This window comes from Roseomonas sp. TF40 (assembly GCF_057219975.1).
On record NZ_JBXVVR010000010.1, the window covers coordinates 1 to 13,272 of the forward strand.

Sequence of the window (13,272 nt, forward strand, 5' to 3'; positions counted from 1 at the left end):
GCACAACAAGAAACAGCCGGTGGGAGAGGGAGGCGGCCATGGGGGTGCCCTAGTGGATCGCAGGGGGGACGCTGTCCCCCCTGCACCCCCCTGCCAGGAGCCAGTGGGCTCCTGGACCTCGATTATAGGGCAGGGTGGAAGAGGGGCGTGGAGCGACCGTCGGGACCATCGGACCCGCCATGCCCCTCTTCCATCCTGCCCTGATCAAATGGGTTCCAAGGGTCCACTGACCCTTGGCGGGAGGGTGCGGGAGGGCAGAGCCCTCCCGCGACCACCAGGCACACCCCATCGCCACTACAGCGTCCGCCGTGCGTCGGCGAGTGCGCGTTCGCGCGCCGCGTCCACCCACCAGCTATCCAGCCCCAGCCCGTAGCGCGGGTTGCGTGCAGGCCGGCCGAACTTGTCCCAGAAGGCGACGCGGAAGGTGCGGTTGTGCCATTGCGGGATCACGAAGTGGTTCCACAGCAGCACGCGGTCCAGCGCGCGGGTGCGGGCGATGAGCTGCTCGCGGTCCGGCGCGTTGACGACGAGTTCCACCAGCTCATCGATCGCCGGGTCGCAGATGCCGGCGACGTTCTGGCTGCCATTCTCGTTGGCCTTCGCGCAGGTCCAGAAATCGCGCTGTTCGTTGCCGGGCGAGAGGGATTGGCCCATCACATCCACGGTCATGTCGAAATCAAAATTGTCGATCCGCGTCTGGTATTGCGCCGGGTCCACGGTGCGCACGCGCACGCTCATCCCCAGGCGCTCGAGCGCCTGCACATAGGGCAGGGCGATGCGTTCGAAGGTCGGGCCCTGCAGCAGGATCTCGAATTCGAAGCGCTGGTTGCGCGCATTCACCAGGCGGCGATCCTGCACGCGCCAACCCGCGGCCTGCAGCAGCGCGAGCGCGCGGCGCAGCCCCTCGCGGTTGTTGCCGCTGCCATCCGTGACGGGCAGCTTGAATTCCTCGGTGAAGACCTCGGCCGGCACGCGCCCACGGAAACGCTCCAGCACGGCGAGTTCGGCACCCGTGGGCAGGCCGGAGGAGGCGAGTTCCGAGTTGGAGAAGAAGGAATTCGTGCGCGCATAGGCGCCGAAGAACAGGTTGGCGTTCATCCACTCGAAGTCGAAGACCTGGTTGAGCGCCTGGCGCACGCGCGCATCCTGGAAGAGCGGGCGGCGGAGATTGACCGCGAAGGCCTGCATGCCGGTGGGCAGTTCGTGGCGGATCTCGTCGCGCTTCACCAGGCCACGCCGCGCCGCGGGGAAGTCATAGGCCGTGGCCCAGTCGCGCGCGACGTTCTCCGTGCGGAAGTCGATCTGCCCGGCCTTGAAGGCTTCCAGTGCCACGGTGGTGTCGCGGAAATACTCGTAGCGCTGCACGTCGAAATTCTGCGTGCCCTTCATGGTCGGCAGGTCGCGCGCCCACCAATCGGCGACGCGGCGATAGACCAGGCTGCGCCCGGCCTCGAAACGTTCGAGCCGGTAGGGACCGGAGCCGAGCGGCGCGTCGAGCAACGGCCGCGCGAAGTCGCGCCCCTGCCACCAATGCGCCGGCAGCACCGGCATCTGGCCCAGGATCAGCCCGAGCTCGCGATTCTCGGCGTTGCGGAAGCGGAAGGTGACGCGGCGCTCGCTCTCCGCCACCACCTCGGTCACGTCGCCCCAGTAGGACCGGTAGAAGGGCCGGCCATGGGTACGCAGCGTGTTGAAGGTGAAGACCACGTCGGCCGCGGTCACCGGGCGGCCGTCATGCCAGCGCGCGGCGGGGTTCAGCTCGAAGCTGATGCCCAGCCGGTCGGCGGGCAGGTCGATCCATTGCGCGAGATAGGGGTATTCGGTGCTCGCCTCGTCCGCGCTTTCCTTCAGCAGCGTGTCGTAGAGCAGGCCGAGCCCGACGGCGGCGGTGCCGCGCAGCACGAACTGGTTGAAGCTGTCGAAACTGCCGAGCGCGGTCAGCGCGATCTCGCCCCCCTTCGGCGCCTCGGGGTTCACCCAGGGGAAGTGGGTGAAGTCCACCGGCAGGGCGGGCTCGCCCAGCAGGGAGAGCGCATGGGTGCGGATCGCCTGCCCCGGCGCGGCGGAACCGCCCGCGGGGGTCGAGGCATGCAGGGCACTCGGCGCGAGACCGAGGGCGGCGGAGAGGCTGAGAAGGTCACGACGGCGCATGCGCCAGACATTGGGGGTTCGCCCCCGCCAGGGCAACGCCCCTTGCCATTATCCCGCGAGCAGCGCGGTGACTTCCGGCAGGAGAGCGGCGTCACCCACGGCCAGCACCGTGCCGTCGCTGCCCAGATGCAGCGGCTGGCCGGCCCAATCCGTGCAGCGCCCGCCCGCGCCCTCGATGACGGGGACCAGGGCGGCCCAGTCCCAGGGCTTCATGGTGGCGTCCACCACCACATCCACCAGGCCGAGGGCGAGCAGGCCATAGGCGTAGCAATCGCCCCCCCAGGTGGTGCGCCGCGCGGCCTGCTTCACCGCGGCAAAGCGCGGCGCGCTCTGCGCGTCGAACATGTCGGGCGAGGTGCAGGACAGCTCAGCCTCGGCCAGGCTCCGGCAGGGCCGGCAGCGCGGCTTGCCGCCCATGGTGGAGCGGAAGCGGGTGGGCTGCCCGGCCACGCCGGTCCAGCGCTCGCCGGTGGCGGGCTGGTCGATCAGCCCCAGCACGGGACGGCCGCGATGCAGCAGGCCGATCAGCGTCCCGAAGAGCGGCCTTCCGGTGACGAAGGCGCGCGTGCCGTCGATGGGATCCAGCACCCAGACCCACTCGGCGTCGGCGTTGGTCTCGCCATATTCCTCGCCGATCACCCCGTGATCCGGGTGGCGATCGGCGAGCAGGGCGCGGATGGCCCGCTCCGCGGCCTTGTCGGCTTCGGTGACGGGGCTGGCATCGCCCTTGGCCTCGACCAGCAGGGCGGAGCGGAAGAGCGGCCGGATCGCCGCCCCCGCGGCCTCGGCCGCCGCTTCGGCTGTGCCGAGGAAGGCGGCCGGGTTGCTCACCTCAGGGCAGGGGCGCCGGCGTCGCGGCCAGGGTGCGCAGGAAGGCGATGACGTCCGCGCGGTTCTGCACGTTGGCCATGCCGGCATAGGCCATGCGCGTGCCGGGCATCGCCTGGGCCGGCCGGGCAATGAAGGCGTTCAGGGCTTCATAGTCCCAGGGCTTGTCGGCCAGGGCGCGGTTGGCGGCGGAGTAGTTGAAGCCGGCCACGCGCGCGTGGTTGGCGTTCACGATGCCCCAGAGGTTCGGGCCCACGCCGTTCGGCCCACCCTGCGCGAAATTGTGGCAGGAGGCGCAGGCGCGCTGCGCAAGCTGGCGACCGTTATCCGCATTCGCGGCGGCGAGCAGCGGGCTCACCGGCTCCAGCGCCGGAGCGGCCGGCGCGGCGGCGGGGGCCGCAGCCTGCGGCGCGGCGCCGATCGAGATCGCCGATTCATAGAGGCGCGGGGGCGAGACCAGCGCATTGCCGATCACGCCGGTGACCATGAAGGCGATGCCAGCGGTCAGAACCGCGGCTGCGGCCTTGTTGAATTCCAGGCTCATGCTGGAGAGCACCCTTCGAGAAGCCCGGGCCCCCCTTCCGGCCCGGCGCGCCAGACCGCGCGGCGGGTGAAGGGTTGCGCCGGCGTTGGCCTGCCGTAAAACCACGGCGGATATAAAGGCGTGGGCTGGCCACGACAACCCGCCGCGCCGCCGGAAAGCCCGGATCAGCCCCCGATTGCCCCCAGGATTCAGACCCATGCAGACGCCCAAGCCCGCCGCCGCCGCCCCTGCCGAGGGGGCCAAGGGCGTGATCGCCTTCCAGGGCGTGCCCGGCGCCTATTCGGACCTCGCCTGCCGGCACGCCTATCCGGGCTGGACGACGCTGCCCTGCCCCTCTTTCGAGGCCGCGATCGCGGCGGTGCGCGAAGGCCGCGCCACGCTCGGCATGCTGCCCTGCGAGAATTCGCTGGCCGGGCGCGTGCCCGACATCCACCGCCTGCTGCCCGATTCCGGCCTGCATGTGGTGGGCGAGCATTTCGAGCGGGTGGAGCACTGCCTGCTCGCCCCCAAGGGGGCGTCCATCGCCACGCTCAAGCGCGCGCACAGCCATCCGGTCGCGCTCGGCCAGGTGCTGAACCTGCTGCGTGAGCTGAAGCTGACCCCGGTGATCGAGGCCGACACCGCCGGCGCCGCCGAGATCATCGCCGCGCGGGGCGGCACCGAGGACGCGGCCATCGCCAGCGAACTGGCCGCCGAGATCTACGGGCTCGAGATCCTGCGCCGCAATGTCGAGGATGCGGCGCACAACACCACGCGCTTCTACGTCACCTCCCTCACGCCGCTCGCCGGGCCCTTCGAGGGCGCGGGCTGGGCCACCAGCTTCGTCTTCCGCGTCCGCAACATCCCCGCCGCGCTCTACAAGGCGCTGGGCGGCTTCGCGACGAATGGCGTGAACATGACCAAGCTCGAGAGCTACATGGTCGGCGGCGCCTTCACCGCGACGCAGTTCCTCGCCGATGTCGATGGCCACCCCGGCGAGCCGGGCCTGGCCCGCGCGCTGGAGGAGCTGGCCTATTTCTCCGCCGATCTGCGCGTGCTCGGCACCTACCGCACCCACCCCTACCGCCAGGCGCAGCCCGACGGGAATTGAGATGCCGCCCCTCGCGCCCGACGGCAATCTCTACGTCTTCGGCTATGGCTCCCTGATCTGGCGACCGGGCTTCGCCCATGCGGGGAGCCACCCGGCGCTGCTGCGCGGCTTCCACCGGCGTTTCTGCCTCTGGTCGCACCGCTACCGCGGCACGCCGGAACAGCCGGGGCTCGTGCTCGGGCTTGATCGCGGTGGGGCCTGCCGGGGTGTGGCCTTCCGTGTGCCGGGGCGCCACGCGGCCGAGGTGCTGCACTACCTCGACGATCGCGAACTGCCGGACGGGGCGGAGGTGGTCTACCACCGCCGCGTGCTGCCGGTGCGCCTGCTCGACCTGCCCGGCGCGCAGCCCATGCCGGCCGTGACCTATGTCGCCAACCGCGCCTGCCGGCTCTTCGTGGACCGTCTGCCGCCGGAACAGGCCGCCGCGACCATCGCGCGCGGTGTGGGCCAGATGGGGGCGAACCGCGACTACCTGCTGAACACGGTGGAGCATCTGCGCGCGATGGGCGTGCGCGACGCCGGCCTGAACCGCATCGCGGCGCTGCTGCCGGAGTAGTGCTGGCGTCCTGCCCCTGAAATCGGCAGGCGAGTTTCGCGATCATCACATCATGCCCGGCGCACGAAGCCCCGCCCTGCGGCCGGCCCGGCGTCTGCGGGGCTTGAAGGTGAAACCTTCCCGCGCTTGGCAACAGAGCGCGCTGGGTGCGCGGGAACGCGGCCCGTGCCATATAACCTATTGTTTCAAAATATAGAATTCCGACCGGATGACCCCATCCGGTCGGACTCTGTCCTGGCTGCCCGATGACCGTGTGAAGGGGTCGGGGCTCCGGCGCGGGCGGCGTCGCCTGGGGCCACGCCCTGCCTGCGCGCCGATGCCCAACGTCCCCTCGCCAGCGCCGCTCAGAGGATGAAGTCGGACGCCGTCAGGCCCCAGGTATTCGCCACGACCATCGACATCTCCAGCGTGCCGTCGGCGTTCACATCCACATCGACGCGGGTGCCGACCAGGGTCGAGACCAGGGAGACCTGCCCATCCACGAAGATCCCGGGCCCGGTCACGACGCCGAAGGCCTGGTCGCCGATCATCAGCGTGTTCGCGTCGATCGCCGAGAGGTCGATCCGGTCGATGCCCGTCTGGAAGCCGTAGATGAAGTCGCGCGCCGCCACGGTGCTGTCCACCGTCGCGCCATAGATGAAGATGTCCGCCCCGGCATCGCCGTAGAGCCGGTCGGCGCCGGTGTTGCCGCGCAGGCGGTCATTGCCGTCGCCGCCGTAGATGGTGTCGTTGCCGCTGCCGCCATACAGCGTGTCGTTGCCCGCGCCACCCACCACGCTGTCATTGCCCGCATCGCCGAAGAGGATGTCGGACCCATTGCCGCCATCCAGCGCGTCATTGCCGTCGCCGCCATAGAGGTAGTCCATGTCGTCGCCGCCGAGCAGCGTGTCGTTCCCCGCCTCGCCGCGCAGCCAGTCCACGCCGTAGCTGCCCGAGAGCCAGTCATTGCCGGTGCCGCCCCAGAGGCTGTCATTGCCGTTGTTGCCGACCAGCGCATCGGCGCCATCCAGGCCGAAGAGCTGGTCGTGGCCGCTATGCCCGACCAGCGTGTTGCCGGCCGCGTTGCCGGTACCGGTGCGGTCGGTGATGCCGGCATTGCCGAGGGTGAAGGTGAGGTTCTCGATCTCCGCGCCGAGCGTGAAGGAGAGCAGCGTGGTCTGGACCGTGTCGTTGCCGGCGCCGACGGCCTCGACCAGGGTGTGGCTGGTCGCGCCGATCACATAGGTGTCGTCGCCCGTGCCACCCGAGAGCCGGTCGAAGCCGGCATCGCCGAACAGCGTGTCGTTGCCGGCCTCGCCATAGAGCGAGTCGTTCCCCGCCCCGCCGCGCAGGATGTCGTTGTGGTCGCCGCCCAGCAGGGTGTCGTTGCCGTTGCCGCCCAGCAGGCTGTCATGGCCAAGGCCGCCATGCAGGCTGTCCGCGCCCGCGCCGCCATTCACCGTGTCATGGCCATCGCCGCCGTCGAGCGTGTCGTCGCGGTCGCTGCCGGTCATCAGGTTGGCGCTCGCATTGCCGAGCGCCTTGGCGCCCACCGAGCCTTCGCCCGACTTGGTGCCGTTGGTGCTGTCCACGCTGGACGGGCCGTCGAGCTGGATGCCGATGATCTCGAGGTTCTCGACATTCGCGTCGAGCGTGATGCTCGCCCCCGGCACGAAGGCTTCCCAGGCGAGCGTGTCGATCCCGCCCTCCGCGCCGGCCAGCTCGACGATCCCGAAGGCCTTTGCGTTGGTGACGGTGTAGCGGTCGTCGCCGGTGCCGCCATGCATCATCACCCGCTCGGAGCCGAAGACCATGAATTGGTCGTTGCCGGCATCGCCGACCAGCATGTCGCCCCCGGCGCCGTAGGAGGTCATCAGCCGGTCATTGCCCTCCCCGCCATTGAGCGTGTCCACACCCCCGCTGCCGGTCAGCGTGTCGTTGCCCTTCAGGCCGAAGACGATCAGGGAATCCGCGTCGCCGAGCCCGAGGAAGGGCGCCTGCTCCGAGCCGTAGAAGATGTCGTCACTGTCGGTGAGGTTGATCTGGAAGGTGGCCATCGTCGTCTCTCCTGTTCGAGTGGCGACATCCTGGCCGCCCGTGAGGAGAGCATGCGCCGCGCAGGTTTCCTGCCGGTGGCGCGGGCTGTTTCCGTTGCTGCGTGGCGTGTTGCAGTTGTTGCGCGCGGCCGGGGCGGCGCGACAGCCCTGGCGAAGCCGCGCCCCAGGCCGGGCGGGTCCGTCGGCGACGTCTGAGGGCCGACATGGCGAAGCTGACGGACAAGGCGATTGCCGGGCTGACCCTCCCGCCGAAAAGGCGGAGGCTTGAGGTCCTCGGCAAGGTGTTCGAAGACCTGCTCGCCCCGTGCTTCGCGGATGCTGAGTCCGCCACACTGATCGCCGCCATTGAGCGCTGCCCGGCGATCGACCCGGCGGTGGGCTCTGGCGCGTTTCCCTTGGGCCTGCTCCGGAAGCCGGTGCATGTGCCGAGCCGTGCCGATCCAGGCGGGGTGAGGTGGAAGGCGGCGAACCGACAGCCGTTCCTCGTCGCGATCGAGAACGCGAAGCGCATCGATACCACGCACAGGGCGTTCCGACCTGCGGCCCGAAGGGCCGAGCGCGCGAAGGCGCGCCGCGTCACGCCGGAGGCCTGCCTTCGGCAGGACGCGACTGAGGGGCAGGAAGGTGAAACCTTCGCGCCCTTGGTATCAGTGTCTGTCCATGGTGCTGGAGCCGCGGTCGAAACGATCGAAACGGTCGAGCCGGAAGGCGGCGGGATCCACGATCGGCGGCGCGCCGGTGGCAAGATCCGCCGCCAGCCGCCCCGCGCCGGGGCCGATGCCGAAGCCATGCCCGCTGAAGCCGGCCGCCACCACCAGCCCCGGCAGCGACGGCACCGGCGCGATCACCGGCACCGCATCCGGCGTTGAATCGATCCAGCCGGCCCAGAGCCGCGCCACCTGCAGGCCGGCCAGCTCGGGATAGGCGGCGGCGATCTCGCGCAGGGCGGGGGCCACGATATCCGCCTTGGGCGTCGCCTCCAGCACGCGCATGCGCTCGAACACCGTGGGCTGGTCGAAGGACCAGCGCCCATGCAGCGCGTCCGGCCCTGCGAAGAAGGAACGGCCGAAGCGCAGCTCCACCAGCTTCCAGTTCTTCCGCAGCGCCGGCAGGAAATCCCGCGCATAGCGGATGCCGGCCGGCGTCAGCTCCAGCCGCCCGCGCGCCTTGGCGGCGACCAGGTAGCCGCCGTCGAGCAGCGGCGTCAGGATGAAATCGGGCGTCAGCAGCGGCCCGGGGCTGACCTGCGGGCCCGGCGTGGTCGCGAAGATCGTCGAGTGCACCGAGGATTGCGGCAGGCGGATGCCGTGCCGGCGCAGGAACATCGAGGCCCAGGCCCCGCCCGCCAGCACCACTGCCTGGGTGCGGATGCGCCCCTTCTCGGTGAAGACGCCGGCGATGCGCCCGCCCTTGGTGTCGAGCCCGCGCGCCGCGCAGCCCTGGTGCAGCGTCACGCCCCGCGCGCGCGCCGCCCGGGCCAGCGTGGGCGCCGCCATCGCAGGCTCGGCCCGCCCGTCACGCGGGGAGACGATGCCGCCGATCCACGCTTGCGCATTGCCGGGCGTGAGGCGCTTCGCCTCCGCCGCATCGATCATGCGCGCGCCGGTCTGGTAGGGCTGCGCCATGTCGACCCAGGCTTGCCAATCGGCGAGCTGCTGCGGATCCTTGGTGACGTAGATGAGCCCGTTGCGGCGGAAGCCCATATCGGCGCCGATCTCGGCCGGCAGGCTGTCCCACAGCGCCTGGCTGTGCTGCATCAGCGCGATCTCGCGCGCATCGCGGTTGAAGGTGCGGCACCAGCCCCAGTTGCGGCTGGACTGCTCGCCCGCCACCACGCCCTTCTCGACGAGCGCGACGGAATGTCCCGCCTTGGCCAGGTGCCAGGCGGTGGAGACGCCGATGATGCCGCCGCCGATCACCACCACATCGGCGGCTTCAGGCAACGCCGCATCGCTCGGCACGGAATCGAGGGCGCGGGTCGCGACCATCACGGTGCCAGCCCCGGGGTCTGCGCGCAGAGCCGCGCGAAGGCGTCGCGGACGGCGGCCGCGCCATCCGGTGCGGGCTCGCGCCGCAGGGCGAACAGGCGCGTCTTCACGAAGAAGCGCCAATGTGTGGGCAGGGAGGTCATGATCCCGGTCATCGCGTCGTAGGCTGCCTCTGTCCAGATCGCTTCATGCGCCTCGCGCTCCGGCCCGAAGCGGAAATGGCCGGCGAAGGGGGGGTGCCGCGCCGCGCGCAGCGCCGCGGTGGCCGGCAGGTCGAGCGCGCCGTCGCGGATCACCACCGCATAGTCGCGCGCCGCCGCCGCCACCGAGACATAGCCGCGCCGCACATCCGCCAGCACCAATTCCGGTGGGCGTTCCAACGGGTCGCCCCGCCCGCCGCCGCCCGGCGAGTGGATGTGCAGCACATCGCCCGGCGCCATCGCCAGCGTATCGACATTGCCCAGCACGCGCTGGCCCACCGTGCCCGGATTCAGCACGAAATCCGAGGGCGCGCCGGGCTGCCCGCCGAGGATCCCCCAGGGGCGGAAGCGGCAGCGGTCGCGGTTGCGCGCGGTGACGCGCGATTCAGGGGCGAAGACGGTGAAGTCGAGCGCCGTGGCCAGCCCGCCCCGCCAGCGCCCCGCCCCGCCGGTGTCGGGCATCAACCCGTAGCGCAGGATGCGGATCGGCACCTCGGTCTCGGTGATCTCGATCGGCGTGTTCTTGAGATAGGCGCTGTCCGCGCCCGAGCCATTGGTGCCGTCGCGCATCGGCATGCCGCCGCCGCCGCCCACGATCGGGTTGATCGCCGCCAGCACGCTGCGCCGTGTGCGGTTGTCGGTCGTCATCACGTTGAGGATGGAGGAACTGCCCGCCGGCGCGGCCGGCATCCGGCCCGGCACGGCCAGGCTGAAGGCGCCGAAGATCAGGCTGCGGATGCGCGCGCAGGTCAGGCTGCGCATGCCCACCGCGGCGGGGAAGGCGGGGTTCAGCGCCGTGCCCTCGGGCACGATGCAGGTGAAGGGGCGGGTGAGGCCGGCATTGAGCAGAAGGCCCGGATTGAAGGTGTAGAGCACATAATACACCCCCACCAGCAGCAGGGTGTGCCGCGGATGGCTGCCCGTGGGCACGTTCAATGCCGAAGTGAGCTGCGGATCCGTGCCGGTGAAGTCGAGCACCGCCTCCTCGCCCCGGATGACGAGGCGCAGCGCGAGCCGCACCGGGTTGCCCTCCGGCCCGTCCTCGTCGCAATAATCGGCGAAGCGGTACTCGCCGTCGGGGATGGAGCGCAGCACTTCCCGCGCCTGGTGCTCGGCGTAGTCGAGCAGCCCGGCGAGGCCCCGGCGGAAGCCGTCCACGCCGAATTTGCGGATCATCGCGCGCAGCTTGCGCTCCCCGGTGGCGAGCGCGCCGGTGAAGGCCTTGAGGTCGCCGAGATTCTGTTCCGGCTTGCGCACGTTCAGCAGCATCACGCGCAGCGCCTCGGTGTTCAGCGCGCCGCGCCGGTACATCTTCATCGGCGGGAAGCGGATGCCTTCCTGGTGCACCTCGGTCAGGGCGCGGGAGAGGCTGGCCGGCACCGCGCCGCCCATGTCGGTGTTGTGGATGTGCCCGCAGGCCCAGGCGAGGATCTCGCCCTCCTCGAAGATCGGCTTCCACATGTGCAGGTCCGGCACATGGGTGGCGAGGTAGCCGCTGTAGGGATCGTTGGTGAAGCCGACATCGCCGGGCTCGTAGTCGTTGATGCCGGCGATGGCGGCGCCGTAGTCGATGCCCGGATACCAGGTGGCGCCGAAATCCATCGGCACGGCGGCCACCTTGCCGCCCGGCTCCAGGATCTGGACGGTGAAATCCTCCGTCTCCTTCACGAAGGTGGAATGCGCCGTGCGGTAGAGCGTGTAGGCCATGTTCTCCGCCGCCGCGCGGGCATGGTTGGCGAAGACCTGCAGCGTGACCTTGTCCATGGCGTTCAGCCCTCCGCGTCCAGATGCAGGTTGCCGAGCGCATCGACCGATGCGGTGAAGCCGGCGGGGATGATGGCGGTGGAATCCGCCTGCGCCACGATGGCCGGGCCCTGGAAGGCGTGGCCGTGATGCAGCGCGTCGCGCAGGTACAGCGGCACCTCCGCCCAGGCGCCGTCGAGCCAGGCGCGCACCTCCCGCTCCGGCCGGGGCGGGCCCTCGACGCGCGGCTCGTCGGGCATGGCCGGCGGCGCGGTGGGGCCGATGACGACCAGGCGCAGATTCACCACCTGCACGGCGGCGGCCTCATCGTGGAAGTCGTAGATCGCGGCGTGGCGGCGATGGAAGGCGGCGCGGATGGAATCGAGGTCGCCGGCCTCGATCCAGCCGGGCTCGAGCGGCGCCTCGATCTCGAAGGATTGGCCGCGATAGCGCATCTCGGCGGACAGGCGCAGCGTGGCCGGCCCGTCGAAGCCCTGCTCCGCGCGCAGCCAGTGCAGCCCTTCATCGCGCAGCGCCGCCAGCGCGGTGCGCAGCGCGGGCAGGTTCGCGGCCTCGAGGTCGAGGAAAAGCGTGCGCACCACATCGGTCTTCGCATCCGCGATCAGCCCGCCCAGCGCGCTCACCACGCCGGGCCGGCGCGGGATCATCACGCGCGCGATGCCGAGCTCGCGCGCCAGCAGGCAGCCCAGCATCGGCCCCGCCCCGCCGAAGGGCAGCAGCGTGAAGTCGCGCAGGTCCACGCCATGCCGCGCGACCAGCTTGTTCACCTCGGCGAACATGGCGGAGATGGCGACATCGACGATCGCCGCCGCCGTCTCCTCCAGCCCGCGACCGAGCCGCGCGGCGAGTTCGCCCACCGCCGCCGCCGCCCGCCCGCGATCCATCGCGACCGAGGCATAGGCGAGCGGCACATGGCCGAGCAGGCCGCAGACCGCCATGGCGTCGGTGATGGTCGCGCGCGTGCCGCCGCGGCCATAGCAGGCAGGGCCGGGGGTCGAGCCCGCGCTCTCGGGCCCGACCTTCAGCATGCCGAAGCCGTCCACGCTGGCGATCGAGCCGCCGCCATCGCCGATCGAGGAGACGGAGACGGACGGCACGTGCAGCGGGAACTCGCCGATCATCTCGCCCGTGCCGAATTGCGGCTCGCCATCCAGGATCAGCGCGACATCCGCGCTGGTGCCGCCGATGTCGAGCGTGAGCGCGCGCGCCACCCCCGCCTGGCGCGCCAGGAAGGCTGCGCCCATGACGCCCGAGGCGGTGCCCGAGAGCAGCATGGAGACGCAGGCCGTGCGGCCGAGCCCGGCGCGCATGATGCCGCCATTCGACTTCGTGATCATCGGCGTCGCCGCCACGCCGCGCGCGGCCAGCGCGGTCTCGAGCGAGGCGAGGTAGCGGTCCACGCGCGGATGCACATAGCCGTTCAGGATGCCCGTGGTCGTGCGCTCATATTCGCGGATCACCGGCCAGATCGCGGCGGCGGCGAAGACGAAGAGATCCGGCGCCGCCGCGCGCAGGATGGCGATCGCCTGCTGTTCATGCGCCGTGTTGCGATAGGCATGGAGGAAGGAGACGATGATGCCCTCCGCCCCCGCCGCGCGGGCCTGCGCGGCCGCCGCGCGCAGCGCCGCCGGGTCGAGCGGCGCGGCCTCGCTGCCATCGGCGAGGATGCGGCCGGGCACGCCGAAGATGCGGTCGCGCGGGATCAGCGGGTCGGGCCGCGCGCAGAACAGGCTGTACATGTCGGGCATGCGCAGCCGGGCGAGTTCCACCACATCCTCGAAGCCCGCATTCGTCACCAGGGCGAGTGCCGCGCCCTTGCGCTGGATCACGGTGTTGATGCCGACCGTGGTGCCATGCACGAAGGCCGAGACGGCGGCCGGATCCAGCCCGTGCCGCTGCTCGAGCAGGGCGAGGCCTTCCAGCACCTCGCGCCCCGGCGCGTCGGGCGTGGTCAGCACCTTGAGCGTGTGCATCCGCCCCGTCCTGGCCTCGAGCGCGCAGAAATCGATGAAGGTGCCGCCGATATCGACGCCGATGCGCCAGGTCATGCGCTGCCGTCCCGCTGCTGTGCCGCGCCAGCACGCCCGCGCGCGCGCGCCCTGTCCAAGAGAAATC

General features: G+C 70.9%; 9 protein-coding genes. 2 read left to right on the forward strand and 7 right to left on the reverse strand.

Annotated features, from left to right (window positions below; all coding sequences use genetic code 11):
• Positions 1 to 294: 294 nt before the first annotated feature.
• Genes AC2D9U_RS21850 through AC2D9U_RS21860 form a run of 3 tightly spaced genes read right to left on the reverse strand, consistent with a single transcriptional unit; the run spans position 295 to position 3,523 of the window.
• Complete coding sequence (locus AC2D9U_RS21850) at positions 295 to 2,151, reverse strand: extracellular solute-binding protein (protein WP_484753129.1); 1,857 nt, start codon at positions 2,149 to 2,151, stop codon at positions 295 to 297.
• A gap of 48 nt (positions 2,152 to 2,199) precedes the next feature.
• Positions 2,200 to 2,982, reverse strand: a complete 783-nt coding sequence (gene hisN, locus AC2D9U_RS21855) for a histidinol-phosphatase (RefSeq protein ID WP_484753132.1) — start codon at positions 2,980 to 2,982, stop codon at positions 2,200 to 2,202.
• Between the two features lies 1 nt (position 2,983).
• Positions 2,984 to 3,523: a c-type cytochrome gene (locus tag AC2D9U_RS21860; protein WP_484753134.1), complete on the reverse strand. Its 540-nt coding sequence runs from the start codon at positions 3,521 to 3,523 to the stop codon at positions 2,984 to 2,986.
• A gap of 196 nt (positions 3,524 to 3,719) precedes the next feature.
• Between AC2D9U_RS21860 and AC2D9U_RS21865 the strand changes: the two genes are divergently transcribed.
• Together AC2D9U_RS21865 and AC2D9U_RS21870 are read left to right on the forward strand one after the other, a co-directional pair.
• Complete coding sequence (locus tag AC2D9U_RS21865) at positions 3,720 to 4,613, forward strand: prephenate dehydratase (protein WP_484753139.1); 894 nt, start codon at positions 3,720 to 3,722, stop codon at positions 4,611 to 4,613.
• A 1-nt stretch (position 4,614) separates the two neighbouring features.
• The gene (locus AC2D9U_RS21870; protein ID WP_484753141.1) at positions 4,615 to 5,169 is read left to right on the forward strand and encodes a gamma-glutamylcyclotransferase; all 555 of its coding nucleotides are present in this window, start codon (positions 4,615 to 4,617) and stop codon (positions 5,167 to 5,169) included.
• A 344-nt stretch (positions 5,170 to 5,513) separates the two neighbouring features.
• Here the strand turns inward: AC2D9U_RS21870 and AC2D9U_RS21875 are convergent, their stop codons facing one another.
• From AC2D9U_RS21875 to AC2D9U_RS21890, 4 genes are all read right to left on the reverse strand, one after another.
• The gene (locus tag AC2D9U_RS21875; RefSeq protein ID WP_484753143.1) at positions 5,514 to 7,205 is read right to left on the reverse strand and encodes a calcium-binding protein; all 1,692 of its coding nucleotides are present in this window, start codon (positions 7,203 to 7,205) and stop codon (positions 5,514 to 5,516) included.
• 647 nt (positions 7,206 to 7,852) lie between these two features.
• Positions 7,853 to 9,193 (reverse strand): NAD(P)/FAD-dependent oxidoreductase, encoded by a 1,341-nt coding sequence (locus AC2D9U_RS21880; RefSeq protein ID WP_484753145.1) that lies wholly within the window; start codon positions 9,191 to 9,193, stop codon positions 7,853 to 7,855.
• Complete coding sequence (locus AC2D9U_RS21885) at positions 9,193 to 11,157, reverse strand: hydantoinase B/oxoprolinase family protein (protein ID WP_484753147.1); 1,965 nt, start codon at positions 11,155 to 11,157, stop codon at positions 9,193 to 9,195. Before AC2D9U_RS21885 ends, AC2D9U_RS21880 begins: the two co-directional genes overlap by 1 nt.
• Before the next feature lie 5 nt (positions 11,158 to 11,162).
• Positions 11,163 to 13,205 (reverse strand): hydantoinase/oxoprolinase family protein, encoded by a 2,043-nt coding sequence (locus tag AC2D9U_RS21890; RefSeq protein WP_484753150.1) that lies wholly within the window; start codon positions 13,203 to 13,205, stop codon positions 11,163 to 11,165.
• Positions 13,206 to 13,272 lie beyond the last annotated feature (67 nt).

What these genes read in the sequence shown, in the direction of transcription:
- AC2D9U_RS21875 (WP_484753143.1), bottom strand. Translation starts at nt 7,205, where the DNA reads ATGGCCACCTTCCAGATCAACCTCACCGACAGTGACGACATCTTCTAC.
- AC2D9U_RS21890 (WP_484753150.1), bottom strand. Translation starts at nt 13,205, where the DNA reads ATGACCTGGCGCATCGGCGTCGATATCGGCGGCACCTTCATCGATTTC.
- AC2D9U_RS21885 (WP_484753147.1), bottom strand. Translation starts at nt 11,157, where the DNA reads ATGGACAAGGTCACGCTGCAGGTCTTCGCCAACCATGCCCGCGCGGCG.
- AC2D9U_RS21860 (WP_484753134.1), bottom strand. Translation starts at nt 3,523, where the DNA reads ATGAGCCTGGAATTCAACAAGGCCGCAGCCGCGGTTCTGACCGCTGGC.
- AC2D9U_RS21865 (WP_484753139.1), top strand. Translation starts at nt 3,720, where the DNA reads ATGCAGACGCCCAAGCCCGCCGCCGCCGCCCCTGCCGAGGGGGCCAAG.
- AC2D9U_RS21880 (WP_484753145.1), bottom strand. Translation starts at nt 9,193, where the DNA reads ATGGTCGCGACCCGCGCCCTCGATTCCGTGCCGAGCGATGCGGCGTTG.
- AC2D9U_RS21870 (WP_484753141.1), top strand. Translation starts at nt 4,615, where the DNA reads ATGCCGCCCCTCGCGCCCGACGGCAATCTCTACGTCTTCGGCTATGGC.
- AC2D9U_RS21850 (WP_484753129.1), bottom strand. Translation starts at nt 2,151, where the DNA reads ATGCGCCGTCGTGACCTTCTCAGCCTCTCCGCCGCCCTCGGTCTCGCG.